General features: G+C 70.3%; 24 protein-coding genes. 11 read left to right on the top strand and 13 right to left on the bottom strand.

Annotation, left to right across the window (positions count from 1 at the left end; all coding sequences use genetic code 11):
* Nucleotides 1–71: 71 nt before the first annotated feature.
* The 3 genes from Sp245p_RS31570 to glf form a co-directional block, all read right to left on the bottom strand.
* On the bottom strand, nucleotides 72–1838 hold the full coding sequence (locus Sp245p_RS31570) for an ABC transporter ATP-binding protein (RefSeq protein WP_014200045.1): 1767 nt from the start codon (nucleotides 1836–1838) through the stop codon (nucleotides 72–74).
* Nucleotides 1835–2998, bottom strand: coding sequence for a glycoside hydrolase family 113 protein (locus Sp245p_RS31565; protein ID WP_014200044.1), 1164 nt, complete (start codon nucleotides 2996–2998; stop codon nucleotides 1835–1837). The genes Sp245p_RS31570 and Sp245p_RS31565 overlap by 4 nt, the downstream gene beginning before the upstream one ends.
* 149 nt (nucleotides 2999–3147) lie before the next feature.
* The gene (gene glf / locus Sp245p_RS31560) at nucleotides 3148–5451 is read right to left on the bottom strand and encodes a UDP-galactopyranose mutase (RefSeq protein WP_014200043.1); all 2304 of its coding nucleotides are present in this window, start codon (nucleotides 5449–5451) and stop codon (nucleotides 3148–3150) included.
* Between the two features lie 430 nt (nucleotides 5452–5881).
* On the opposite strand from glf, the gene Sp245p_RS31555 reads away from it, so the two are divergent.
* Nucleotides 5882–6421 carry a ribbon-helix-helix domain-containing protein gene (locus Sp245p_RS31555; RefSeq protein ID WP_244439555.1) on the top strand — a complete coding sequence of 180 codons (540 nt, stop codon included), beginning with the start codon at nucleotides 5882–5884 and terminating at the stop codon, nucleotides 6419–6421.
* A gap of 83 nt (nucleotides 6422–6504) precedes the next feature.
* On the opposite strand, the gene Sp245p_RS31550 is transcribed toward Sp245p_RS31555, so the two are convergent.
* Genes Sp245p_RS31550 through Sp245p_RS31540 form a run of 3 tightly spaced genes read right to left on the bottom strand, consistent with a single transcriptional unit; the run spans nucleotide 6505 to nucleotide 9123 of the window.
* Complete coding sequence (locus Sp245p_RS31550; protein ID WP_014200039.1) at nucleotides 6505–8076, bottom strand: GMC family oxidoreductase; 1572 nt, start codon at nucleotides 8074–8076, stop codon at nucleotides 6505–6507.
* A 28-nt stretch (nucleotides 8077–8104) separates the two neighbouring features.
* A complete protein-coding gene (locus tag Sp245p_RS31545; protein ID WP_211101810.1) occupies nucleotides 8105–8671 on the bottom strand; it encodes a Twin-arginine translocation pathway signal in 567 nt (188 codons plus the stop codon).
* Between the two features lie 56 nt (nucleotides 8672–8727).
* Nucleotides 8728–9123, bottom strand: coding sequence for a VOC family protein (locus tag Sp245p_RS31540; protein ID WP_014200037.1), 396 nt, complete (start codon nucleotides 9121–9123; stop codon nucleotides 8728–8730).
* Between the two features lie 192 nt (nucleotides 9124–9315).
* On the opposite strand from Sp245p_RS31540, the gene Sp245p_RS31535 reads away from it, so the two are divergent.
* The gene (locus Sp245p_RS31535; protein ID WP_129557288.1) at nucleotides 9316–9711 is read left to right on the top strand and encodes a hypothetical protein; all 396 of its coding nucleotides are present in this window, start codon (nucleotides 9316–9318) and stop codon (nucleotides 9709–9711) included.
* Nucleotides 9712–9813: 102 nt separating this feature from the next.
* Complete coding sequence (locus Sp245p_RS31530; RefSeq protein ID WP_014200035.1) at nucleotides 9814–10743, top strand: MBL fold metallo-hydrolase; 930 nt, start codon at nucleotides 9814–9816, stop codon at nucleotides 10741–10743.
* Between the two features lie 13 nt (nucleotides 10744–10756).
* Here Sp245p_RS31530 and Sp245p_RS35310 read toward each other — a convergent pair whose 3' ends face one another.
* Nucleotides 10757–10969 carry a YjiS-like domain-containing protein gene (locus Sp245p_RS35310; RefSeq protein WP_014200034.1) on the bottom strand — a complete coding sequence of 71 codons (213 nt, stop codon included), beginning with the start codon at nucleotides 10967–10969 and terminating at the stop codon, nucleotides 10757–10759.
* 117 nt (nucleotides 10970–11086) lie between these two features.
* On the opposite strand from Sp245p_RS35310, the gene gcvA reads away from it, so the two are divergent.
* Together gcvA and Sp245p_RS31520 are read left to right on the top strand one after the other, a co-directional pair.
* Complete coding sequence (gcvA, locus tag Sp245p_RS31525; RefSeq protein WP_014200033.1) at nucleotides 11087–12007, top strand: transcriptional regulator GcvA; 921 nt, start codon at nucleotides 11087–11089, stop codon at nucleotides 12005–12007.
* A gap of 29 nt (nucleotides 12008–12036) precedes the next feature.
* Nucleotides 12037–12579 (top strand): ankyrin repeat domain-containing protein, encoded by a 543-nt coding sequence (locus tag Sp245p_RS31520; RefSeq protein ID WP_014200032.1) that lies wholly within the window; start codon nucleotides 12037–12039, stop codon nucleotides 12577–12579.
* Here the strand turns inward: Sp245p_RS31520 and Sp245p_RS31515 are convergent.
* The 3 genes from Sp245p_RS31515 to Sp245p_RS31505 are packed head-to-tail and all read right to left on the bottom strand — an operon-like array spanning nucleotide 12576 to nucleotide 14232.
* Nucleotides 12576–13085: a periplasmic heavy metal sensor gene (locus Sp245p_RS31515; protein WP_109139256.1), complete on the bottom strand. Its 510-nt coding sequence runs from the start codon at nucleotides 13083–13085 to the stop codon at nucleotides 12576–12578. The two genes, Sp245p_RS31520 and Sp245p_RS31515, sit on opposite strands and share 4 nt — an antisense overlap.
* The gene (locus Sp245p_RS31510; protein WP_014200030.1) at nucleotides 13082–13510 is read right to left on the bottom strand and encodes a hypothetical protein; all 429 of its coding nucleotides are present in this window, start codon (nucleotides 13508–13510) and stop codon (nucleotides 13082–13084) included. Before Sp245p_RS31510 ends, Sp245p_RS31515 begins: the two co-directional genes overlap by 4 nt.
* Nucleotides 13507–14232: an RNA polymerase sigma factor gene (locus Sp245p_RS31505; RefSeq protein WP_420867254.1), complete on the bottom strand. Its 726-nt coding sequence runs from the start codon at nucleotides 14230–14232 to the stop codon at nucleotides 13507–13509. The genes Sp245p_RS31510 and Sp245p_RS31505 overlap by 4 nt, the downstream gene beginning before the upstream one ends.
* Nucleotides 14233–14341: 109 nt before the next feature.
* Between Sp245p_RS31505 and Sp245p_RS31500 the strand changes: the two genes are divergently transcribed.
* From Sp245p_RS31500 to Sp245p_RS31490, 4 genes are all read left to right on the top strand, one after another.
* A complete protein-coding gene (locus tag Sp245p_RS31500; RefSeq protein ID WP_109139255.1) occupies nucleotides 14342–16981 on the top strand; it encodes a tetratricopeptide repeat protein in 2640 nt (879 codons plus the stop codon).
* A complete protein-coding gene (locus Sp245p_RS31495) occupies nucleotides 16978–18108 on the top strand; it encodes a glycosyltransferase family 9 protein (RefSeq protein ID WP_014200026.1) in 1131 nt (376 codons plus the stop codon). Before Sp245p_RS31500 ends, Sp245p_RS31495 begins: the two co-directional genes overlap by 4 nt.
* Nucleotides 18109–18315: 207 nt before the next feature.
* Entirely contained in the window at nucleotides 18316–18441 is a 126-nt protein-coding gene (locus Sp245p_RS36395) for a hypothetical protein (protein ID WP_275042748.1), read from the top strand.
* A gap of 136 nt (nucleotides 18442–18577) precedes the next feature.
* Nucleotides 18578–19279 carry an SDR family oxidoreductase gene (locus tag Sp245p_RS31490; protein ID WP_014200025.1) on the top strand — a complete coding sequence of 234 codons (702 nt, stop codon included), beginning with the start codon at nucleotides 18578–18580 and terminating at the stop codon, nucleotides 19277–19279.
* 78 nt (nucleotides 19280–19357) lie between these two features.
* On the opposite strand, the gene dctP is transcribed toward Sp245p_RS31490, so the two are convergent.
* The 3 genes from dctP to Sp245p_RS31475 all read right to left on the bottom strand — a co-directional run bounded on the left by dctP (nucleotide 19358) and on the right by Sp245p_RS31475 (nucleotide 22672).
* Nucleotides 19358–20389 carry a TRAP transporter substrate-binding protein DctP gene (gene dctP / locus Sp245p_RS31485; protein WP_014200024.1) on the bottom strand — a complete coding sequence of 344 codons (1032 nt, stop codon included), beginning with the start codon at nucleotides 20387–20389 and terminating at the stop codon, nucleotides 19358–19360.
* 130 nt (nucleotides 20390–20519) lie between these two features.
* Nucleotides 20520–21722, bottom strand: a complete 1203-nt coding sequence (locus tag Sp245p_RS31480) for an MFS transporter (protein WP_165360029.1) — start codon at nucleotides 21720–21722, stop codon at nucleotides 20520–20522.
* 53 nt (nucleotides 21723–21775) lie between these two features.
* Complete coding sequence (locus tag Sp245p_RS31475; RefSeq protein WP_014200022.1) at nucleotides 21776–22672, bottom strand: HpcH/HpaI aldolase/citrate lyase family protein; 897 nt, start codon at nucleotides 22670–22672, stop codon at nucleotides 21776–21778.
* 135 nt (nucleotides 22673–22807) lie between these two features.
* Between Sp245p_RS31475 and Sp245p_RS31470 the strand changes: the two genes are divergently transcribed.
* Both Sp245p_RS31470 and Sp245p_RS31465 read left to right on the top strand, forming a co-directional pair.
* Entirely contained in the window at nucleotides 22808–23305 is a 498-nt protein-coding gene (locus Sp245p_RS31470; protein WP_014200021.1) for a MaoC family dehydratase, read from the top strand.
* Nucleotides 23306–23372: 67 nt separating this feature from the next.
* Entirely contained in the window at nucleotides 23373–24779 is a 1407-nt protein-coding gene (locus Sp245p_RS31465) for an MmgE/PrpD family protein (protein WP_014200020.1), read from the top strand.
* Nucleotides 24780–24795 lie beyond the last annotated feature (16 nt).

The raw sequence follows: 24795 nt of genomic DNA, 5'->3' as shown, positions 1-24795 counted from the left end.
TCGTCGAAGGGCGGTTTTCCCTAACCGTTCCGGCTGATGCGGCCTCCGCGCCACGGTGCGGAGGCCGTCAACTACTCCGCCGCGAAGCCCTGCGCCTGGAGTTGCCACAGGGAGTTGAAAAGGCCGCCGCGCCGCCGCAGTTCCGTGGGGTGGCCGTCCTCGGCGATGCGACCGTCCACCAGAACCAGCACACGGTCAAAGGCCGACACGGTGGACAGGCGGTGGGCCACCGCGACCACCGTCCGCCCCTGGGCCAGATCGGCCAGCGCCGCTTGGATTTCCTGCTCCGACTGGGTGTCGAGGGCGGAGGTCGCCTCGTCGAGGATCAGGATCGGCGCGTTCTTCAGGAAGGCGCGGGCGATGCCCAGCCGCTGCCGCTGCCCGCCCGACAGCCGCACGCCGCGCTCGCCGACCAACGTGCCGTAGCCTTCCGGCAACTGCCGGATGAAGCCGTCGCAGAAGGCGTGGCGGGCGGCCTCGAACACCTCCTCGTCGCTGGCGTCGGGGCGGCCGTAGCGGATGTTCTCCAGGATCGGGCGGTGGAACAGCGCGATGTCCTGGGGCACCACGGCGATCTTGGCGCGCAGGTCGTCCTGGGCGAGCGCGGTCAGCGGCTGGCCGTCGATGAGAATGTCGCCGCGCTGCACGTCGTCCAGCCGCTGGATCAGGCTGATGATGGTGGACTTGCCGGCCCCCGACGGCCCGACCAGCCCGACCTTCTGCCCGGCCGGGATGGTCAGGCTGAAGTCCTCCAGCACCTTGCGCCCTTCGGGATAGCGGTAGGAGACCCGCTCGAAGGCGATGGCGCCGCCGCCGGGCGTGGCGGGCTCGGCCGGCACGGGGTCGAGCACGTCGTGCGGGCGGGCGATCACCCGCAGGCTCTCGTCGATGGCGCTGACCTGCTGGGTGGCGGTGACCAGCGCGAAGGCGAGGTCGCGGGAGCCGTGCAGGATGCGGAAGGTGAGGGCGCTGACGATCACAACGTCGCCGGTGGTGATCGTGCCGTCCCGCCACAGCAGCAGGGCCCACAGCAGCATCGATCCGGCCATCACCCACAGGCAAATGTCATGGACGACGCGGGTCTTCTCCAGATGCATCCAGCTCCGGCGGTGCGCCCCGGCCTCCACCGTGAAGGCCTGCCGCAGGCGCTCGCGTTCGCGCCCGCGGGCGGAGAAGGCCTTCACCGTCCAGACGTTGGACACCACGTCGACCAGCTCGCCGTTGGTGCGGGCGGACTGCTCGGCGAAGGCGTGGTGCACCGTCCGCCCGCGCAGCCCCAGCCCGACGATGGCGACGGCGACCACCACGGCGAACATCACCAGCGCCACCGCCATGCCCCAATGGATGGTCAGCAGCACCAGCACCGCCCCCAGGAAGTCGGTGACCGGCGGGACGATGCTCCAGGTCAGGGTGCGGAAGATGGTGGTGGCGGCGTTCTCGGTGGCGGCGATGCGGTTGCCGAGCGACCCGGCCAGATGCTCCGAGAAGTAGCGCATCGAGTGGCCGGTCAGATGGCGGAACAGGTCCAGCCGCATGTCCACGCCGGTCGCCAGCACCGTCCGGCAGCCGAGCCAGCCGCCCAGCCGCCACAGCACGTTCTCCGCCGCGATGAAGCCGAGGAACAGGCCGAGCGGAGTCCAGACGTCCGCCGCCGCCCGGTCGGGGGAGGCCATGGCGTCGATCAGCAGCTTCATCCCGTACTGCACGGCGACGGCGCAGCCCGCCGCCGCCACGATCACCGAGAACAGCCCGCCGAAGGACCAGGGCCGCCGCCGGATGTAGCGCAGCAGGAAGCGGCCGGGACGGTCCGGAATGGTGTCCGTGTCGAAACCGCTCATTGAGCCGCCTGGAGTTCCGGCCGGCCGGATTGCGGCTGGCCGAGCAGCGCACCGACGCGGGCCTGCGCGCGTTCCAGGGCGGCGGCCAACGGCTGATACAGGCAACGCCCGCCATCCTCGTCGCACAGGCCGTAGAGGCCGGTCTCGCAATGGCGGTCGTTGGCCCAGCCGGGATAGTCGAGGATCGGGTAGAGGCAGACGCCCTCCACCGGCACATCGGCCTTCAAGGCCGTGATCACCTCCCCCGTCACATAGTCGAGCCAGGGGGCGCGGGCATCGCCCTCGGCGCCGGTCTCGGCCACCAGGACGGGACGGCCGTAGCGCTGGTGCACTTCGGCCAGGATGTCGGCGAAGGGACGGTAGCGCGGGTCGTCGCGTCCGATGGTGCCGCCCTTCAGGAACCATTGGTTGTCGGAGTAGTAGTTGACCCCGATCACGTCCAGATACTCCGGCTTGCCGCCCAACCCCGGCCAGGCGTAGCCGCCGATCATGTCCCACGCCTCGTACTGGGCCAGCCGGGCCTCCTCCGCCGCCCCGGCGTCGCCCCTGCGGTCGGGGCGGGGCAGCACGTTGATGACCGGATCGACCTGGACGATGCGGGCGCGCGGGTCGGCGGCGCGGATCGCGTCGATGGCCGCGATGCTGGCGCGGACGAGCTGGTGCTTGAGTTCGGCCCCGCGGCGCTCGGCCATCGGGTTGAAGCGCTTCATGTCGCCGCCGGCCCAGGCCCAGTAGGAGATTTCATTGACCGGACAATAGGCGGGCGTCTCCACGCCCTCGTCGCGCAGCAGGGCTGCGGCGGCCCCGGCGAAACGGGCGAAGCGCTCCACGAAGGCGGGGCGCCAGATGTCGATGTCGTCCGGCCAGCCGTAATGGCAGAGGTCCCAGATCACCTGGACCCCGGCCTCCCGCGCCGCCCGGACCATGGGCAGCAGGCTGGACCAGTCGTAGTGGCCCGGCGTGGTTTCGATGAGGTGCCAGCGCGCGCCGTCGCGCACGCTGCGCAGGCCGTGGGCGGCCATGCGCCGATAGTCCTCGGCGGCCAGCCGGTCGTGGCCGGTCGCCGCGATCAGGTCGAGCCGGCGCCCGTCATGCCGCCGGTGCGTCGAGCATTCGAAGCCGCCGAGGAAGGCGCTGTCGAACAGGGTGGGGATGTGCATGGGGGTGCTCTGTGATTTTGGGGCGTTCGGGGTGTGCGGAGTCTTGCCCCCTCCCTAACCCTCCCCCGCTTTGCAGGGGAGGGGATAAGAAAGCGCCCTTCCCCGCTCAGCGGGGGAAAAGGGTGGGGGCAAGGGTGTGCGCGCTCCTCCTAATCCCCCATCCCCGCGACCCGCACCTCCCGCTCCGCGCCCAGCGAGCCGAAGGCCCGTGCGGCGGCGGCGAGACCGCGGCTCTGCTGCTCCTCCTTCTCCAGGCGGGCGTAGACCGCCAGCGCCTGCGCCACCACTTGGTCCATGTTGTAGTAGCGGTAGGTGCCGAGCCGGCCCAGGAAGATCACGTCCGGGGTGTTGTCGGCCAGCGCCTGGTACTTGCGGAACAGCTCCTGGTTCTCCGGGCGGGGGATCGGGTAGTAGGGATCGCCCTGGGCGGAGGGATACTCGTAGGTGATGCTGGTCTTCGGGTGGCTTTGCCCGGTCAGGTGCTTGTACTCGGTGACGCGGGTGTAGGGCACCGCCTCCGACGGCTCGTTCACCACGGCGACCGGCTGGAACCACTCCCGGTCGACCGTCTCGTGCCGGAAGGTCAGGGAGCGGTAGGGCAGCTTGCCGAAGCGGTGGCCGAAATACTCGTCGATCGGGCCGGTGAAGACGATGCGGTCGTAGGCGATCTCGTCGCGCACGTCGTCGAAATCGGTGTTCAGCATCACCTTGATGTTCGGGTGGTCGAGCATGTTCTCGAACATCCGCGTGAAGCCGTTCAGCGGCATCGCCTGGAAGCTGTCGCCGAAATAGCGGTCGTCGTCGTTGGTCCGCGTCGGCACCCGCGCCGTCACCGCCTTGTCGAGCTGCGACGGGTCGAGGCCCCACTGCTTGCGGGTGTAGCCGCGGAAGAACTTTTCGTACAGCTCCCGCCCCACGGCGCCAACCACCACGTCCTCCGAGGTGCGGACGTCGGCCACCGGTTCCGCGCGGCTCTTGAGGAACTCCGCCACGCCGGCCTCGTCGAGGTCCAAGCCATACAGTTGGTTGACCGTCGTCCGGTTGATCGGAATGGGGACGAGCCGCTCGTCCACCCGCGCCAGGACGCGGTGCTCGTAGGGCCGCCACTTGGTGAATCGGGACAGGTAATCGGCGACCGGCTTGGCGTTGGTGTGGAAGATGTGCGGGCCGTAGCGGTGGATCAGCACGCCCGCGTCGTCGTAGTGATCGTAGGCGTTGCCGCCGATGTGCGGGCGCCGGTCGATCAGCAGGACGCGCTTGTCCAGCCCCGCCGCCAGACGTTCCGCCAGCACGCTGCCGGCGAAGCCCGCCCCGACGATCAGATAGTCGAAGCCTGAGCGGCGGCCGGCGGCGCGCCCGTTGACGTGCTTGGCCGGGTGGATCGCCGGCGCCGGGCGATGGGCGGGCGGCGCGGCGCGTCCGCGCTGGCGGGCCTGCTCCATCAGCGTCTTCATGCGGCCCTGGGTCTTGTCCCAGGACATGTCGCGCAGGACATGGTCGGCGGTGGCGCGCAGCCGTTCCGGGTCGGCGGCGTCGGCCAGGGCGGCCGAGACGGCGGCGACGAAATCCTCCGGCGCGTCGGCGATGCGCACGACGCCACTGTCGCCATAGCCGCGCACCACGTCGGTGATCGAGGTGGAGACGACCGGGCGCCCGGCGGCCAGATATTCCGGCGTCTTGGTCGGGCTGATGAAGCGGGTGGATTCGTTGCGCGCGAAGGGCATCAGGGCGACGTCCCAGCCCGCCAGATAATGCGGCAGGTCATCGTAGCTCTTCGGGCCGAGATAGTGGATGTTCGGACGGTGGGGCAGGTCGGCCGGGTCGATTTTCACCACCGGGCCGACCAGGACGAACTGCCAGTCGGGCCGGGCCGTGGCGGCGGCGTCGAGCAGGGCGATGTCCAGCCGCTCGTCGATGACGCCGTAGAAGCCGAGCCGCGGGTGCGGGATGGCCGCCTGATCGGCGGGCTCCTCGACGATGCCGCGGGCGGCGGCGAAATGGGCGACGTCGACGCTGCTGGGGAAGGCGTGGGCGTTGGGGTGCAGGGTGCGCTTGGCCTCGTAGAGGCTGACGCCGCCGGTGAACACCACGTCGGCCCGCGCCATCAATTGGCGCTCGCGCTCGACCAGCTCCGGCGGAGCGCCGTGGAAGGCCGACAGCTCGTCCATGCAGTCGTAGACCACCAGCGCCCCGCGCAGATGGCCGGACAGGCCGAGGCTCATCGGCGTGTAGTACCAGAGGATCGGATCGGTCACCCCCTCCTCGGCCAGATAGTGGTCGAGCAGCTGGCGCTGGGCGGTGACGGCTGCCTCGCCGTCCATGCCGGCGGGCAGGCGGGGCACCAGGACGAGGACGCCCTCATCCTCGCGCACGTCCAGCCAGGGCTCGGGCGTGTCGTTGTGGATCGGCTCCTCGACGAACAGCACGCGGTGGTCACGCGCGAATCGCGACATAAGATGTTGTGGACGCTGATAAACGAAGCTCCAGCGCAGGTGCGAGAAGCAGATCAGGGTCTGCGAGGGCTGGGTGGTGAAATCGGAGTGTGGAGAGTCGGCGGTCGGACGTGTTCTTTTTCGGTTTCTGCCGATTGGGAACTGGTGTTGGCCGGCCCAACTCATGTTTCCATCCTCTCTTCAATGACGTGTCGTCGGGTTGCCGCCGGGGAATTCGCCACGAATACAGTGGATTTTTTGCGGCGCAGCGGAATGGCGTCGAAAACCGGAAACCAATAACGTGGTCGGCAGGGGTGGGTTCCGTGACAGAAATGCGCTGCGGAAACGGTTCCCCGATTTTTCAACGCTCGTTCTTTTGCGCCGGGTTGGCTGAGGTAAGCGCATATTTCAGCGGGCGGGGGTGGTATCCGGGGAAGACTGTGCGTCTCCAGTGCTTTTCGATGCGCGCGGATTCGGTGATGTTTCTCTCTCTTCACTCGACCTGGGCGGGTTCCGTCTTTCGGAAACTAATGCGCATTACGGATTTTCCGTTCATAGTGCATTCAAGAAGTCGGGGAAGTTTGGAAGGAGACGAGGGATGTGCCGAATTTTTGCCGGTCAGGACCCGGAGCGCTTCCGCATGGTAACCCGGCGGGTCCGCCTCAGCGGTCATTCGACGAGCGTCTGTCTGGAAGCGGCCTTCTGGGGTGCGTTGGAGGAAATCGCGGCGATGCAGGGCGTCTCGCTGGGTCGCTTCTTGTCAAAGTTGCACGATGAAGTCTTGGCCCGCGGGGTGGAGCGTCGCAATTTCGCCGGCCTGCTGCGCTGCGCCTGCCTGACCTACGCCCAGGAAGTGAAGGGCCACCGCCCCTGCGTGGAAGAACTGGAACGAGAGGCGCGCACCGATTTCGCCGCGGTGGCCGCCGCCATCCTTCCGGTGGGAATTGCGGCCTCGTTTCCCGCCCCGGAAAAAGAACGCGAGACGGCCTGAGCGCAAAAGAGTGCCCCCTCCTCCGTCCGGAAGAGAGGGGCTGTAATCCGCGAAGCGTCCCGAATAATGGGACAGAACAGCGATCAGATCGCGTTCTTGGCCATTTGGCCGGCGATGTAGTCGGCTTGCCGCAGCGCCAGCGCGACGATGGTCAGGGTGGGATTTTCGGCCCCGCCGGTGGTGAACTGCGAGCCGTCGGAGACGAACAGGTTCGCCACGTCGTGGGTCTGACCCCACTTGTTCACCACGCCGTCGCGCGCCTTCTCGCTCATCCGGTTGGTGCCCAGATTGTGGGTGGACGGGTAGGGCGGCGTCGGGAAGCTGCGGGTCGCCCCCACCGACTCATACAGCGCCATGCCCTGCCGGTAGGCGTGCTGGCGCATGGCGACGTCGTTGGGGTGGTCGTCGAAATGGACGTTGGGGACGGGCATCCCGTGCTTGTCCTTCTTGTCGGCGTGCAGGGTGATGCGGTTGCTTTCCTGCGGCATGTCCTCGCCGACCAGCCACATGCCGGCCATATGGTCGTAGCCGTCGAGCGCCGAGGTGAATTCCCGCCCCCAGGCGCCGGGGTCGAGGAAGGCGGCCATGAAGGGCAGGCCGAGCGACAGGGTCTCCATCTCGTAGCCGCCGACGAAACCGCGGTCGGGCTTGTTCTTCGCCTCGTCGCGGATGATGCCGGCCATGGTGGTGCCGCGGTACATGCGCACCGGCTTCTCGAACACGCCGTAGACCGAGCCGGTCATGTGCCGCATGTAGTTCCGCCCCACCTGTCCGGAGGAGTTGGCGAGACCGTCCGGGAACATCGAGGACGCGGAGTTCAGCAGCAGGCGGGGGCTTTCGATGGAGTTGCCGGCCACCGCGACGATGCGGGCCTTCTGGCGCTGGATCGCCCCGTCCTTGTCGGCGTAGACGACGCCGGTCACCTTGCCCTTGGCGTCATGCTCGATCTTCAGCACCTGGGCGTTGGCGCGGACCTCCAGCTTGCCGGTCTCCTCGCCCTTGGGGATCTCGGCGATCAGGGTCGACCATTTCGCCCCGGACTTGCAGCCCTGGAAACAGAAGCCGATCTGCTGGCACCCCCCGCGCCCGTCGCGGGGCTCCGAGTTGATGGCCATGTTGCCGGTGTGGCACTCCGTGTAGCCCATCTTGTCGGCGCCGGCCTTCAGGACCTTGAAGTTGTTGTTGCCGGGCAGGCCGGGGATGCCGTTGGTACGGGTGACGCCCATGCGGTCCTCCGCCTTGGCGTACCAGGGCTCCAGCTCCTCCAGGGTGATCGGCCAGTCCAGCAGGTTGGCTCCGGCGACCTCGCCGTAGGCGGTGCGCGTCTTGAACTCGTGCGGCTGGAAGCGCAGCGCCGCACCCGCCCAGTGCACGGTGGAGCCGCCCACCGCCTTGACGATCCAGGCCGGCAGGCCGGGGAAGTCGCGCGACACCCGCCAGCTTCCCGATGTGGTGCGCGGGTCGAGCCAGGATATCTGGGCGAAGCTGGCCCATTCGTCGTTCTGGAAATCCTCCATGTTGTGGCGCCCGCCGGCTTCGAGGATCACCGTCTTGATGCCCTTCAGCGCCAGTTGGGTGCCCAGTGTGCCGCCGCCGGCCCCGGACCCCACGATCACCACGACGCTGTCGTCGTTCAGGTCGAATTTCGCTGCCATGGCTGAAACATCCTTCCTGGGACGGTGGTCAGAGCCACTCGATGTCGTTGAATCCGCGGTCGATGTAGCCGCCCTTGGCCGCGCTCTCGCCCTCGTAGCCGAAGAGCGGCCAGACCTCCTGGTTGTTGTAGATCCCGGTCACCAGCCCGCCGCGCACCGTCTGGAAGAAGGGATCGGCCTCGATCTCGTGCAGCAGCCGGACCCGGTCGGCCTCCCAGCCGACCTCCGCGTAGGGCGCGTCGTGCTTGGCCTTGGCCAGCCGGTCGAGCTTCGCCATGCCGGACTCGTACAGATCCTTGAGCGCGGCGTCGGCGGCCGCCTTCTCGTCCTGCGCCTTCATGGCGACGGCGTAGAAGCGGTCGGCCAGCCGGTCGTGCGGGTAGATGTCCCGCGACACCCGGATCAGCGAGCGCATGGTGTCGGGCGCCAGCGCCTTGGTTTCATACCCCCAGGCCTCGCGCGGGCAGAGGATCGCCCCGCCCGACACCAGGATGGCCGTCGCCGCGGCAGCGGTGGCCGAGGCCGCCAGGAAGGCGCGCCGGTGCATGGTGTGATTGGGGGCGGGTTTTGCTGTTGTGCTCGTCGGAGAACGCATCGCTTCCTCCCAAGACCATTTGTGATTTTTGCTTTGAGTGCCGCACGCGCCTGGTGTCAGCGGTAGCGGCCGTGGCGCTGGAGGACCTCGATCTTGTAGCCGTCGGGGTCCTGGACGAAAAAGAAGCGGGCCATCAGCGCGCCGTCCCGCGCGAACTCCTTGATCGGGTTGGGGCCGTAGCCGAGCGCGGTGAAGCGCCGGTGTTCCCCGTCCAGATCCTCGACGCAGACGGCCAAGTGGCCGTAGCCGTCGCCGTGGGCGTAGGGTTCGCTGCGGCCGTGGTTGATGGTCAGCTCGATCTCGAAGTCGTTTTCGGCGTTGCGCAGATAGACCAGGGTGAAGCCGTCGAAGGCGTAGCGGTCGGCGCATTCCAGGCCGAACGCGCGCGCGTAGAAGTCCCGCGACCGCTCTTCGTCGAGGACCCGGATCATCATGTGGATGGCCTTGGCCATGGGGGCTGGCTCCGTTCCGGTTGGTGGCTCCAGCGTGAATGTTAGTGAGTCGGATTGTTTGTGTGGCAGTAAGTATCTACTACAGGCCGGACGCGAAGGGGGTAGCCCGGTCGGCGGTCGCTCATCCCTGCTTTCGGGACGGCGTGCCGGCCGCGATGGCTTATCCTCACGGCCTGGAAAAAGGAGCTTCCCATGCGACACAGGACGGGCCGAACCCTCGTTGCGGCGGGCCTCGCCTCGCTGGTGCTTATGGCCGCACCGGCGGCCCAGGCCGCGTCGCCAACATCGGAGGGGCGGGCGGAATGGCGTGGCTGGCTGTCCGACAGCGCGGGCGGGCTGCGCGACGGGGCGGAGCGCGCGATCATCCTCGGCGGCGCCCTGCTGTACCAGAACCGGCATACGGTGGCGGGGCTGACGCTCGGCTGTCTGGCCGGCGGGGCGGTGGGAGCGACGGGCGCCGTCGCGGCGGGTGCGGCGACCGGCGGGGCCGCCCTGCCGGCGACCGGCCCGGCCGCGGCGCTGGGCTGCGCCCTGGGCGCTGCGGCGGGTGGCGCGATGGGCCGCCCGCTCGACCAGCCGATGGAGTAGCCGCCACCACCCTGCGTCGGGGAACCATCGCCGGCACTTTCAGTTTGCCTACGAAGGGTGAGCGGTGCCGACCCTCACCCATCGCAGCACGGAGGACGGCGCATGGCGCGGCAGATCCCTCTCGATTCCGCGGGGCGGGCCGACGATCCGGAGCGGGACCGGGCGCGCGACGACGGCACGCACGAGATCGCCCCCGATCTGGCCTACCGGCGCCTCGCCATCGTCAACGTGGTCTTCGTCGGCGCGCCGGGGGCCGGCGATCGGACCGGCAGCGACCGGCCCAACAGCGACCGACAATGGGTGCTGATCGACGCCGGCGTGATGGGCACGGCGGGTCTCATCGCCAAGGCGGCGGCGGAGCGGTTCGGGCCGGACTCGCGACCCGCGGCCATCGTGATGACCCACGGGCATTTCGACCATGTCGGCGCCCTTGAGGAATTGGCCGAGCGCTGGGACGCGCCGGTCTACGCCCACGGGCTGGAGCATCCCTATCTCGACGGCAGCGCGTCCTATCCGCCGCCCGATCCATCGGTCGGCGGCGGCCTGATGTCCCTGATGGCGCCGCTCTACCCCCGCGGACCGGTGAATGTGGGCGGCCGGCTGCGCCGCCTTCCGGAAGACGGCAGTGTGCCGGGTATGCCGGGATGGCGCTGGCTCGCGACGCCGGGGCACAGCCCGGGGCACGTCTCCTTCTGGCGCGCGGCGGACCGCAGCCTCATCGCGGGCGACGCCTTCATCACGACGCGCCAGGAATCCGCCTACGCCGTGGCCGTCCAGGACCCGGAGATGCACGGTCCGCCCATGTACTACACGACGGATTGGCAGAAGGCGCGGGACTCGGTGGTTCTGTTGGCGGGGTTGGAGCCCGACCTTGTTGTCACCGGCCACGGTCCCGCCATGCGTGGCAGCGGCATGCGGACGGCGCTCCATGAGCTTGCCCGCGATTTCGACCGGATCGCCGTGCCGGACCACGGGACCTATGTCGACGCGCCCGCCCGCGCCGAGGACGGCAGCGCCTACCGGCCGCCCTGATCCGTCGGCCCGCTCATCCTTTCCAGAAGGGCTTGTCCATCTCCTCGCGAGCCGCCGCCTCGTCGAAGCCGAGGTCGGCCCAGAGATGCGCGTCCATGCGGGCCAGGGCACGGCGCAGCGCCCGCCGCTCCCGCCAGCCGTTCAGGCGGCCGAGCCAGGAGTCGGCGGTGGGGCCGGCGGTCGTCCCGCTGCTCCGCTTGTCGTGCGTTCCGCTCATGCTCGTCATGCGGCCCTCCCGCCGGTCGGTCATTCCTCGAAGCCGGAAAATCGCCCGTCGGAGCGTGGACGACAAACCATGCTTTCTCATAAGATGGATGAGCGAAAGTCATCCATGGAGCATCCGATGCGGCGTGCCCTGCCGCCCCTTCACGCCCTGCGCGCCTTCGAGGCGGCGGCGCGCCACGAGAGCTTCTCGAAGGCGGCGGATGAGCTGTGCGTGACCCAGGGCGCGGTCAGCCGGCAGATCATGGGGCTGGAGGAGTGGCTGGGCGTGCCGCTGTTCCGGCGGCTGACCCGCCGGGTCGAACTGACCGACGACGGGCGCGCCCTGCTGCCGGTGCTGTCGGAGTCCTTCGACCGCATTGCCGGCACGGCGGCGCGGCTGGCGGCGCGGGGGCGGGATTTGCGGATCAGGGTGGCCTTCTCCTTCGGCATCCGCTGGCTGATGCCGCGGCTGGTCCGCTTCCAGGCGCGCCACCCCGACGTGCAGGTGCGGGTGACCGTGGCCTGGAGCAGCGGGCTGGAGTTCGACCCGCAGGAGTTCGACGCCGCCATCCCCTATTGCCGGGAGGTGCCGACGGGCTTCTCCGCCGTGGAGGTGCTGCCGGAGCGGCTGACCGTCGTCTGCCCGCCGGCCCTGGCGGAGCGGTTGCGGGTGCCGATGGACCTCGGCGCCATCCCGCTGCTGCACGGCTGTTCGGAGGGGCAGGACTGGCGGGCTTGGCTGGCCGCGGCGGGGCTGCCCTTCTTCGAGGCGCTGCGGCAGGGCGCGGTGTTCGACGCCATGGACCCGGCGATGCAGGCCGCCGCCGCCGGGATGGGCGCCACCGTCGCCGACCGCATGCTGTGCGCCGAAGATGTGGCGGCGGGGCGGCTCGTCCTGCCCTTCCCGGAGATCGAGGCGTCGTCCGGCAGCTACTGGTTCGTCTGCCCGGAGGGGATGCAGGACCGCCCGGCCGTCGCCGCCTTCCGCGGCTGGCTGCAGGAGGAGGCGCGGGGCGAGATGGCGCAACAAAGCGCTGCGGCGGTTGTTTCCCCGGTTTGAGCCGAAATCTCGACCGGGGGAGCGCCGCCATGGGAGCGCAGGGGGAGCCGCAACGGGAGCCGCGCAGGGAACTCGATGAGGATACCATCGCCTTCGCCGGGAAGCTGTTCCACTGGGCGCGGTCGGGCGGCACCGCCGAGCTGACCGAATTGCTCGAGATGGGACTGCCGGCCAACCTGCGCAACGACAAGGGCGACAGCCTGCTGATGCTGGCCAGCTACCACGGTCACGCCGAGTTGGCCCGCAACCTGATGCGCCACGGCGCCGATCCGGAGCTGGCGAACGACCGTGGGCAGACGCCGCTGGCCGCCGCCGCCTTCAAGGGGGACGAGGCGGTGCTGCGGGTTTTGCTGGAGGAGGGCGCCGCCGTGGACGGCTGCGGGCCGGACGGGCGGACGGCGCTGATGACCGCCGCCATGTTCGACCGCGTCGCGATGGTGGAGTTCCTGCTGGCCCGCGGCGCCGACCCGAACGCGCGGGACGCCCGCGGCCTGACCGCCCGCGAGGCGGCACTCGCCATGGGCGCCGCCAACGCCGCCGCCCGGCTGGCGCCGGGCGGACAGACCGTTTAACGGGGTGGGCCCATTTCCATCAGCTTGCGGCGCCCCTCGGGTGACAATTGGCCGAGCACCTCGATCACGCGGCTGTCCATCCGGCCACGCAGTTCGGCCTCCGTCGCGTGGGCCTGTTCGAGGGCGCGCCGCAGCCCTTCCGGATCGAAGGTGGGGGCTTTTATGCTCTCGCGAATCTGGTGGCGCATGGCCTCCATGTTCTGATGCATGCGTTCGATCGACGTGCGTTCCGCCTCGTACCCGCGCCGCAGGACCGCCGCGTCGCCGGGGGACAGCGCGCGCTCGGCCCGCTCGACGAAGCGCGCGATTCCCTGGCCGGGATCGGGTGGGGGCGGAGGGGGCATGAGATGCAGCGCCTGCGCGGCCAGGATGCCGCCCAGCAGCATGTTCACGGCGAGCGAGCCGACCAGCAGATACCAGGGCCAGCGGCGCGGGGCGGCGGCCCCCGCTTCCGGATGACGGCCCGATGGCCGGAGGGCGGCGGGACCGCTGACGGGACGGCTCATCGGATCGCCCCCAGATAGCTGCTGTTCACCACGACCTCCGCGTAACCGTTCGCCTGGGCGTTCTGCACCGGCAGAACCCCCTGGGCGGCGGCGAGGAAACCCGCCATCCCCATGATCGCGAGGAATCCGGCGGTCGGCCAGAAGCGCATGGGCGGCGCCGACAGGGTCCAGGGGGCGGGGGCTGGCTCCACCGGCGCGTCCAGCCTTGCCGCGATGCCGTTCAGCACCCGCTGCACGCTGTCCTCGTCCAGCGCCGGGGCGGCGCGGTCGAGCAGGGCGTCCAGCGCCGCGGCGTCGGCCAGGATGGCGCGCGCCTCGGCGGAATTTTCGAGAAGGATCAGGGCATCGACGCCGTCCGTCGCGGGCCAGCGGTCGATGTCGCCGCCGTAAAGGTCGGCGAAGCGCTTGAACTCTTTGAGTGTCATTTCTCGTCGCCGTCCTTCTGACGGATCAGGGAGTTGAGACGGGTGCGGACCATACGCCGCGCCCGGACCAGCAGGCTTTCCATGGCCGAGACCGAAACGTGCAGAACCTCCGATGCTTCCGCGCAGCTCATCTCCTGGTAGTAGCACAGGCTGAGCGCCGCCCGCTGCCGATCCGGCAAGGCGGCGATCGCCGCGTCGACCGCCGCACCGAGTTGGCGTTCCGCCAGCAGCCCGTCGGCGCCGATGGCCGGGTCGGCCACCTCCACCGCATCGTCGAGCGGCTGGAAACTCCTGCGGCGTCGGTAGTCGATCGAGCGGTTGACGACGATGCGGTAAAGCCACGTGGAGAAGCGGGTGCCGTCGCCGCGCCAGCGATCGGCGTGCGTCCAGATCTGCAGGAAGGCGTCCTGCACGACCTCCTCCGCGTCGCTCGCGTTGCCGACCACCCGGTGGGCGAGCGCGAGGCTCCGGCGCAGGTGACGGCGGGTCAGCCGGTCGAAGGCCGCCCGGTTCCCCACGGCCGTTTCGGCCATCAGCGATTCGTCGTCATCCTCGTCGATCACCGCCACGCGGCCATCCTCTGCTCCTTCCCGGGTCCTGGCCTGAATCCGGGGCCGTCCGGCCGGCTCCAGGAACCCTGTTGGTGGTGATACGCGGGCGCTTGGGACCTCCTGCGCGGTCGGGAGCGAAAATTTGCGGCCGGTCGATCCCGGCGGCGTCAAGGCATTCGTACCCGCGGCTGCGTGGGCGCGCTACACTGCGCGTCCTGAAGCCCTGTCCCCCAATCCCGTCCCCCCAAATCCCGTCAGTGGGCCAGACACACGGACCGTCATGAGCGCCAGCCGCGATTCTTCCCCCACCACGCTCCAGGAGACGCTGGCGCAGGCCGTCGTCCATCACCAGAACGGACGGCTGGCGGAGGCGCGGCCCCTCTACGAGCGGGTGCTGCGCCAGATGCCGGACCAGAGCGACGCGCTGCATCTGCTGGGCCTGCTGACGGCGCAGACCGGCGATCCGGAATTGGGGATTGTGCTGATCCGCAAGGCCGTGGCGAAGGATGGCGGCCAGCCGGTCTTCCGCCTCAACCTGGGCCGCGTGCTGGAGGCGGTGGGGCGCTGGGCGGAGGCCGCGGATGCCTACGGCCACGCCGCCCGCCTCGACCCGCTGACCCTCGATCATCACCGGCTGGAGGCCGCCGCCCACGCCAAACTGGGCCGGGCAGAGGCTGCGGCGCGGGCCTTCCGCCGCCTGCTGGCGGTGGCGCCGGAAGATGGCGAGGCCGTGAACACGCTGGCCGACGCGCTGTACGATCTGGGGCGGCCCGGTCCGGCGGCGGATTGGTATGGGCGGGCGTCGGCGCTCGTCCCCGGCGAGGTGCTGGCGCTCTACAACCAGGGCGCCGCGCTGCGCGACGCCGGGCGCCCGCGCGACGCCCTCGCCGCCTTCCGCCGCGCCGTGGCTCTGGCGCCGCTGCTCGTCCAGGCGCGGGAGCAGGTGACCGGCCTGTGCCATGCGCTGGGCGACCTGTCGGGCGCGGCGGAGGCCGGTCGCCGGCTGATGGCGCTGGAGCCGGGCCACGGCGAAGGCGCGAAGATCCTGGGCGCGGCGCTGGCCGCGACAGGACCCTGGCGGGAGGGGGCGGCGTGGTTGGAGCGCGCGGCGGCGTTGGCCCCGGCCCCCGACGCCCTGCTGGTGCTCGGCAACCTCTGGCAGGAGCGGGGGCATCCCGCGGCGGCGCCGCGTTGCTACCGCCACGCCCTGGCGCTGGCCCCGGACTCCGCGACGGCGCTGACCGGGCTCGGCATGGCGCTGTCGGCCTTGGGACGGGAAGAGGAGGCCGCGGCGGCCGCCCGCCGCGCTGTCCGCGCCGACCCGGAGGAGGCCGGCCATGCCCTCAACGCCGGGGCCGTCCAGCACCGGGCAAAGCGTCCCGAGGAGGCGCGGGCGTGGTTCCGGCGGGCGCTGGCCTTGCAGCCCGACGGGGCGGCCGGCTGGACCAACCTCGGCTCCCACGCCATCGACGCGGGCGCCTTCGACGACGCACTCACCCTGCTGCGGCGGGCGCTGACCCTGCGCACGGCGGAGCGGGAGGCGCTGGCCAGCTCCAATCTGGGCGTCGCGCTGATGGCGCTCGGCCGCCATGGCGAGGCGGTGGCCGCCCTGAGCGCTGCGCTGGACCGCGCGCCGGGGGATGCGGAGGTGCGCTCCAACCTGCTGTTCTGCCTGTGCTTCGCCGAAGAGGCCGACCTCGGTGCGGTGTTCGATGAGCACCGGCGGTTCGAGCGCGCCGTGATGCCGGTGCCGCCCGCCGCCACGCGTTTCGACGCGGTGAATCGCGATCCGGAGCGCCGCCTGCGCGTCGGTTACCTGTCGCCGGATTTCCAGCGCTACCCGGGGCCGGGCTATCACTTCCTGCTGCCGCTGATCGAGCATCACGACCGGTCGGCGGTGGAGGTGACCTGCTATTACGCCGACCTTCCGAAGGACGCTGCGACCGCCCGCTTCGCCGCGCTGGCCGACCATTGGCGCGCCGTCGCGGCACTGCCGGACGGCGAACTGGAGCGGCTGATCCGGGCGGACGGCATCGACGTGCTGGTGGACTGCGGCGGGCACATGTCGCGCAACCGCATGCCGCTGTTCATCCGCCGCCCGGCGCCGGTCCAGGTCAGCCTGCCGCTCTACCCGAACACGACGGGCCTGACGGCGATGGACTACCAGTTCTCCGACCACCGCTTCGCCGCGGCGAGCGCCGACGCCCTGCACACCGAGACGCTGATCCGCCTGCCGGGAAGCGTGCTGTGCTACCGCCCCGCGGAGTCCGCCGCGACACCGTCGGCTCGCCCGCCGGTGGAGACGGCGGGGGTGTTCACCTTCGGCTCCTTCAACAACCTGACGAAGCTGAACGCCTCGACGCTCGCTCTGTGGGGCCGGGTGCTGGCGGCGGTGCCGGAGGCGCGGCTGATGCTGAAATGGCGGGGGCTGTCCGGCGGCGGGGTGGCGCGGCGGGTGCTGGACGCCTTCGCCGCCCATGGGGTTGAGGAGTCGCGGCTGCTGCTGCGCGGCACCGCCCCGGACCCCTACGAGGATTATCGGCTGCTCGACTGCGCGCTGGACCCCGTCTTCGCCAACGGCGGCACGACGACCTGCGACGCGCTGTGGATGGGGGTGCCCGTGCTGTCGATCGCGGGGGAGGCGATGATCTCCCGCTGGGGCGCCACCATGCTCGGCAGCGTCGGGTTGGGCGGGCTGGTGGTGGAGCGTGAGGACGACTACGTGGCGCTCGCCGTCCGGCTGGCCACGGACCGCGCCTTTCTGGAGGCGCAACGCGCGGGCTTGCGCGAGCGGATGGCGCGCTCCCCCCTGATGGACGAGACGGGGTACGTCCGGGCGGTCGAGGCCGGATACCGCATGGCGTGGCGGCGCTGGTGCGCCGGTCTGCCGCCCGCCCGCATCGACATGAGCGCGGCATGACGGACGCCGTCTTCGACCTTTCGTCCGCCCGGCGCATCCTGGTGGTGAAGCTGGACGAGGCGGGCGACTTCGTGCTCGCCACGCCTTTCCTGCGCGGGCTGCGGGCCTCGGCGCCGCGGGCGCGCATCGTGCTGGCGGTGCGCCCCGCCGTGGCGGACCTCGCCGAGACCTGCCCGCATGTCGACGCGGTTGTGGCTCCCCATCCGAAGCCGGGCGGCGGCATCGATCTGCGCGGCGTCACGCCGGGCGGTGCGGCGGCCTTCGCGGAGGCGTTCCGCGCCGGCTTCGACCTGACGCTGATCCCTCGCTACGATTTCGACCGCCACGGCGCCACGGCGCTCGCCGCGAACAGCCGCGCCCGTGCCGTTGTTGGATTCTCCGAGACGGTCACGCCCTGGAAGGCGTCGGGCAACGCCGGCTTCGACCGCGCCTACACCCACCGGCTGACGCCCCCGCCGGGACGCCACGAGGTGGAGCAGAACCTCGCTTTGCTGCGCTTCGCCGGCGGTGAACCGGACGGCGACGGGGTGGAACTGCACCTGACCGCGGAGGACCGGGCGGCGGCGGCCCGCTTGCTGGCCGATGCGGTGGGGGGCCGGATCATTGCCGTGGCGCCGGGGGCCGCCGCCGCGCGCCGCGAATACCCGCCGGAGCGGCTGGCGGCGGTGGTCGCCGTGGTGGCGATCGCGCTCGGCGCTCGGGTGGCGGTTCTCGGCACGGAGTTGGAGCGGGCGGCGGCGGAGCGGATCGCCGTAGCCCTGCCGGGGCGGGTCACCGACCTCACCGGGCGGACCGGTCTGCGGCTGGCGGCGGCGGTGATCGAGCGGACGGCGGGGCTGATCGCCATGGATTCCGGTCCGGCCCATCTCGGGGCCGCCGTTGGCGTGCCGGTCGCCGTCTTCTCCTGCCATCCGGAGGGCGGGGACACCAACCATTTCCACGCGCCGGAGCGCTTCCGCCCCTGGTGCGCGCAGGCGCTGGTGCTGCGGCCCGCGGCGGCGCTTGCGCCCTGTCCACCGGAAAGCTGCATGGCGGCGGAGGCGCATTGCATTGCCTCGATCCCGCCGGAGCTGGCGGCGGCGCAAATCCTCGCCCTGTTCGGCGGGAGCGGCGACGCGTCACCCTGACCCGTCCACCCATCGGTCCCTGTGGCTGATGGGCAACCTTTGACGGCGCCGTCCCGCCAAATCCCTTTCGGAGTGCCGCTTTCCGGCCTGTGGCGGCGCTGCATCACCCCCCGATATTTCGCGATACGGAAGCCACGCCCCTGGCACGAACGCCTCCGGAAACCGTATCTTATATGCATTGCAACATCAGCCGGTCCGTGAGGGATCATGAAGTCGTTCTTGTCCTCGCTTCAGCGGGATTGGGCGTCCTGGAGCCCGGTCGAGCGTTTCGTCGCCGTCGGCTTCGTCACGGCGGCTCCGATCGCCTCGCTGGCTTTCCTGCTCGCCCGCTGACGGGTCTGAATCCGGCGCCGTCCTTGTCGGCGTCCGAAGGCACGCGCACGCTTCCCTTGGCCCCGTCCTGCGTCCGGTGCGATACAGGAGGAGAAGGAACGGACGAACCGTTCCGGCAGGAGAGGGATGACGTATCATGGGCGATAAGGTTGCCATCATCACCGCGGGCGGCAGCGGCATGGGGGCCGCGGCGGCGCGGCGCCTCGCGGCGGACGGATTCAAGATCGCGGTGCTGTCCTCCTCCGGCAAGGGCGAGGCTCTGGCCGAGGAGCTGGGCGGGATCGGCGTCACCGGCTCGAACCAGTCCGCCGAGGATCTGGAGCGTCTGGTGAGCCGGACGATGGAGCGCTGGGGGCGCATCGACGCGCTGGTGAACAGCGCCGGCCACGGCCCGCGAAAAGGCCTGCTGGAGCTGACCGATGAGGACTGGCACAAGGGGATCGGGGTCTATTTCCTGAACGTCGTCCGGGCGGTGCGGCTGGTGACCCCGGTCATGGTCGGGCAGAAGGGCGGGACGATCATCAACATCTCGACCGCCTGGGCCTTCGAGCCGAGCCCGATGTTCCCGACCTCCGCCGTCGCGCGGGCCGGGCTGGCCTCCTTCACCAAGCTGTTCGCCGACCAGTACGCCGCCGACAATGTGCGGATGAACAACGTGCTGCCCGGCTGGATCGACAGCCTGCCGGCGACCGAGGAGCGGCGCCAGGGCGTGCCAATGGCCCGCTACGGCAAGAGCGAGGAGATCGCGGCGACCGTCGCCTTCCTCGCCTCCGACGGGGCCGGCTACATCACCGGGCAGAACATCCGGGTGGACGGCGGCCTCATGCGGTCGGTCTGAGCGCGCAAAAAAAACGGTGCGGGTGGCGCCCCTTTCGGAACGCCGCCCGCACCGCGAGGTGAAGCGAGGGGGATCGCCTCAGCTCTTGTTGCCGACGATGGCCTGATACTGCTTCCAGACCTCAGGGTAGCGCCGGACATAGTCCTGGTTGACCTTGTTGGCGATCTCGCGGAACTTCGCCTGCTCCGCCTCGGGAGCCACGGCCAGACGCCCGCCCTGGGCGATCATCTGGTCCATGGTCTTCTTGTCGGCGTCGATGGCGCGCTGCCACTGCTTGGCGATGATCTCGTTGGTGGTCGTCTCCACCACCTGGCGCAGATCGTCGGGCAGGCCCTTCATCCACTTGTCGTCCACCAGGACGGAGTAGGTGAGCAGGCTCATGCCCGGTATCAGCGAGGCGACCTTGGCGGCGTTGGTGCCGACCATCTCCCAGCCGCCGGCGGAGGTGTAGATGCCGTCGATGGCCCCCTGCATCAGCGCCGCCGCCATTTCGGAGGCGGGCATCGACACCGGGCTGGCCCCGAAGTCGCGCATCAGAAGCTGCAGGACGCGGCCGCCGGTCAGGCGGATCTTGCTGCCCTTCAGGTCGCCGACGGAGTCGACCTCCTTGTCCTTGAACAGGAAGATCAGGTCGGCGGTGCGCATCAGCCCCATGACGCGGATGCCCTTGTCAGACACCAGCCCGGACAGCAGCTTGGAGACCTCCTGCGCGGTTTCCGGCTTGGACATCGCCGCGTCGGTGACGGCGAAGGGCAAGTTCACCACGCCGTACTGCGGGGCGATGCTCTCAAGCTGCACGCTGACCGGCCAGACCATGTGCACGGCGCCCGACCCGAGGGCGGCGACGGCGTCCTTGTCCTTGTAGAGCGTGCCGGAGTGGAAGACCTTCGGCTTGATGCGACCCTTCGAGCGCTCCTCGATCAGGGCCGCATACTCGTCCATCATCTTGGCGGTCCAGTGGGACGTCGCGATCTCGTCCGTCATCACCATCTCGACCGGTGCCGCCTGGGCGCGGGCCTGCCCCGGCGTCCCGGCGGCCAGCCCGGCCACGGTCATGCCGACCAGCAGCGTCTTCGCCCAGAATGGCCTGAAGAGTGACGGATTGAACATTGGCTTCCCTCCCATTGCTGCGTTCGGACGCTTCTGGCCCGCTTGTCCGAACGATCATAGGGGAAAACAGTAGGCGATGCCAACAATATTGTACGGACAACTCTGTGCGATGGGCCTATGACCCCCGCCATCAAGTTTTGCGGCGCGACCAGAACAGGACGGCCGCCGCCCCGGCCAGCGGGAAGGCCATCATCAGGGCGAAGGTCTCGCCGTAGCTGCCAACCGTGTTGAACAGGGTGGCGAACAGCGCCGGCCCGACGACCACGCCGGAGAAGGTGAACATCAGCGCACCGCCCGTCGCCGTGCTGGCCGTTCCCTTCGGCGCGACCCGCGCCACCTCCGCCAGGAACACGCCGTTCCAGCCGATGGCGGCGACGCCGAACACCGTCAGCACGCCGATCACCGCGGGTATCGGCCAGCTCGGCCCCAGGCCGGCGGTGGCCAATGCGGCGCTGGCGGACAGCACGCCGATGCCGCCCAGCACCGCCACGCCGGAGCGCAGCCGGTCGGCCAGCAGCCCCCAGCCGATGCGCGCCGCTGCCCCTGCTGCCTGCATCACCGACACGGCCAGCCCGGCGGACACGATGGACCAGTGCAGATCGTGCACCAGCATGTTCACCGTGAAGGCCATCAGCGACAGCTGGATCGCCGAGAAGAAGAAGCCCATCAGGGCGAAGCCGCGCAGCGCCGGCACCCGCCAGACCAGCCGCGGCCCCTCCATCAGATTGCCGCGGATCGGCAGGCCGGGGCTGCGGTCGTCGTCCCACACCCGGCGGCCCGGCGCGAAGAGGACGAGCAGCAGCGCGAACATGCCGGCCACCGCCAGCGCCGCCCCGCGCCAGCCGGCGATTTCACCGATTCCCGGCAGGGTCAGCCCGGCCAGCACGCCGGCCAGCGGCACGCCGGTCTGCTTCAGCGAGAAGACCAGATTGCGCCGGGCCGGCGGGGTGAAGCGGTTCAAGAGGTGGGAGGAGGACGGGTTCACCAGCCCGTAACCGATGCCGAGCAGCACCGACGCCAGCGCCGCAACCCACAGGGACCCGGTGGCGAGTCCCAGGCAACCGACCAGACCCAGCGCCAGCGCCAGGACGCCCACCGTCCCGGCGCCCCAGCGGCGGACCACCAGCCCTGCGAAGGCCGACACCAAGGCGGCGGCGCTGTAGATGACGCTGATCTGGTAGCCGACCGCCTCCGACCCCACGCCCAGCGAGGCTGCGGCCAGCGGGGCGACCGTCGCCAGGGTCAGGACCGAGAGGGTGGCGACGGTCTGGACGCTGGTCACCTCCGCCAGCAGCAGGGGAAAGGGGGCGGGCGGGGTTTCTTGCGTGGTCATGGGAGTCCGGACAAGTGACGGTGGCGCGGGGCGCATGAACGGGCAATCCCTGGCTACAGCATTCCGGCGCGGCGGGCCAATGCCAGGATTCGATGGGACCCCAGCACCAGGGGCCGCTCGACCAGCCTGCCGTCCAGCACGCAGACCCCGCCGCCCGCCGCCTCGAAGGCGGCCAGGACCCGCCCGGCGCGGAGGACCGCGTCGGGCGACGGGGTGTAGGCGTCGTGGATGGCGGTGATCTGCTTGGGATGGATGGCCGAGCGCGCGGTGAAGCCGTGCAGGACGCTGCGCGCCAGCTCCTGGCGGTAGCCCTCCTCGTCGTCCAGCGCGATCCACGGCATGTCCAGCGCGTCCAGCCCGAATCGGGCGGCGGCGTGCACGATGCGGGTGCGGGCCTGGACCAGCGGTTCCCAGGCCAGCGGCACGCGCAGCTCCGCCGACAGGTCGCCCCCGCCGAACATCAGGAAGGACAGGCGGGGGGAGGCCGCGGCGATCGCCATGACGTTCTCCAGGCCGTCGGCGCTCTCGATCAACGCGCCGAGCGCGCCGGGCAGATTGCGCTCGTCGAGAAGGCCGGCAGCCAGCCGGACGTCCTCGGCCCCGTCCACCTTCGGCAGCAGGATTCCCGCCCAGCGCGGCGCCGTGCCGTCCGGAAGATCGGTCAGGGCGAGGATGTCGAGCAAGCCGGTGCGGCTGCGCACCGAATTGGTTCGAACGAAAACCGCCGGCCCGCCCGCGCCGGTGTGCTCCCGCAGGAAGGAGCAGACGGCGGCACGGGCGCTGTCCTTGTCGCCGGGGGCCACCGCGTCCTCGAGATCGATGATGACCGCGTCGGCGCCGGCCCCCAGGGCCTTGGCGAAACGATCCGGGCGGGCGCCGGGAACGAACAGGTAGGAGCGGCGGACCGGCGAATCCGGCGTCGTTGCTGCGTTCTGCGGATTGTTGGGCATGAAAACGCTTTCCAAGGGTGAGGGGGCGTGTTATTTGTACGTACAACATGCTATCACACGCGCTGAACATGTCACCTTGAAATGATCGGCGCCCCGCAATCATCCCTCCGATCCGCAGACAAGAGACGCCCGCCCATGCCCGATGTTCAGGAACCGCGGACCATCGTCGCCGACCTTGGCCGCTACCTCGAGGATTTCACCGTCGGCGATGTCTACGAGCACCGCCCCGGCCGGACCATCACCGAAGCGGACAACATCCAGTTCAGCCTGCTGACGATGAACCGCCACCCCATGCACTGCGACCACGCCTTCGCCGAGAAGTCGGAGTTCGGCAAGCCGCTGGTCAACAGCGGCCTGACGCTGGCCATGGTGCTGGGCATGACGGTGGACGACGTCTCCTACAAGTCCGTTGCCAACCTCGGCTGGAAGGAGATCAAGCTGGTCGCTCCGGTCTTCCCCGGCGACACGATCTACGCGCGCTCCAAGGTGCTGGACGTGCGCGAATCCAAGAAGCGCCCGACCCAGGGCATCGTGACCACCTACACCGAGGGCTACAAGGCCGACGGCACGGTCTTCCTGACCTTCGAACGGGCCAGCCTCGTCCCCAAGCGGGGCCACGGCATCGGCGACTGATCCGGAGCGACTGATCCGGACAATCCCAGACGAACAGATAGCCCGAGAAGAACAAAAGGGAGGAACCATGCCCGCCACCGATCCGACCATGGAATCCATCGCCGCCACGCTGGCGGCTTTCGTCGCCGACACCCCCGACGACGCCATTCCAGCGGAGGTCCGCACCCGCGCGCCGCACCACATGCTGGACGCCGTGGGCATCGCGCTCGCCTCGACGCGCTACGACTTCGCCCACAAGACGCTGACCGCCCTGCGCGGGCTGGCGGGGGAGGGGCCGGTGCCGGTGATCGGCATGCCCGCCTCGCTGCCCGCCCGCGACGCGGCGACGGTCAACGGACTGCTCTGCCACGGTCTCGACTACGACGACACCCACATCGGCGGCGTCATCCACCCAACCGCCAGCGTGATGCCCGCCGTGCTGTCGGCGGCGGCGATGACCGGGGCGGACGGCCGTTCCGTGGTCAGCGCCTACGTGCTGGGCGTCGAGGTGGCGGCCCGGCTCGGCGCGGTGGCGCGCGGCGGCTTCCACCAGGTGGGCTTCCACCCGACGGGCATGATCGGCGTGTTCGGCTGCGCGCTGGCCGCCGGCCGGCTGCTCGGCCTGACCCGCGCGCAGCTCGCCGCCGCCCAGGGCATCGCCCTGTCGATGGCGAGCGGCAGCCTGGAATTCCTGGAGGACGGCGCCTGGAACAAGCGCCTGCATCCCGGCTGGGCGGCGGCGGCGGGCATCACCGCGGCGGCGCTGGCCCGCGAGGGCTTCACCGGCGTCACCCGCCCCTATGAGGGCCGCTTCGGCCTGTTCAACGCCTATCTCGGCAAGGAGGCCGGGCGCGCCGAGCTGAGCATCGCCACCGCCGGCCTCGGCGAGACGTGGGAGCTGATGGCGACGGCGATCAAGCCCTATCCCGCCTGCCACTTCACCCATGCCTGCGTCGACGCCGCCCTGGAGCTGCGCCGCGACGGCCTCGACCTCGCGCGCATCCGCCGCATCGAGGCCCTGGTGCCCGAGCAGGTGGTCAAGACCGTCTGCGAGCCGGAGGCCAACAAGAAGCGGCCGTCCAACTCCTACGACGCGCAGTTCAGCGTGCCCTTCCTGGTCGCCGCCGCGCTGGTGCGCGGGCGCCTGACCCTGGCGGAGCTGGAGAACGACGCGCTGGGCGACGCGGCGATCCTCGACATTGCGTCGAAGGTGTCCTACCGCCACGACCCGGACTCGCCCTTCCCGAAGGCCTATTCGGGCGAGCTGGTCATCACGCTCGACGACGGGCGCGAGCTGCGCCACCGCGAGCACATCAACCGCGGCGCCGCCGACCGCCCGCTGTCCAACGCCGAGATCGTGGACAAGTACCGCGGCAACGCCGCCATGACCGTGAACGAGACCGCCGCGGCGCGCATCGCCGACGCCGTCCTCGGTCTCGACGCCAGCCCGCGCGCGGCGGACTCGCTGTCCGTGCTGTCGCCGTCCGTCCGCTGACCATCCAATCCGGGAA

This window comes from Azospirillum baldaniorum (assembly GCF_003119195.2).
Classification (GTDB): domain Bacteria; phylum Pseudomonadota; class Alphaproteobacteria; order Azospirillales; family Azospirillaceae; genus Azospirillum; species Azospirillum baldaniorum.
Note: the sequence above shows the minus strand (reverse complement) of the source record. Positions and strands in the feature narration are given on the sequence as shown.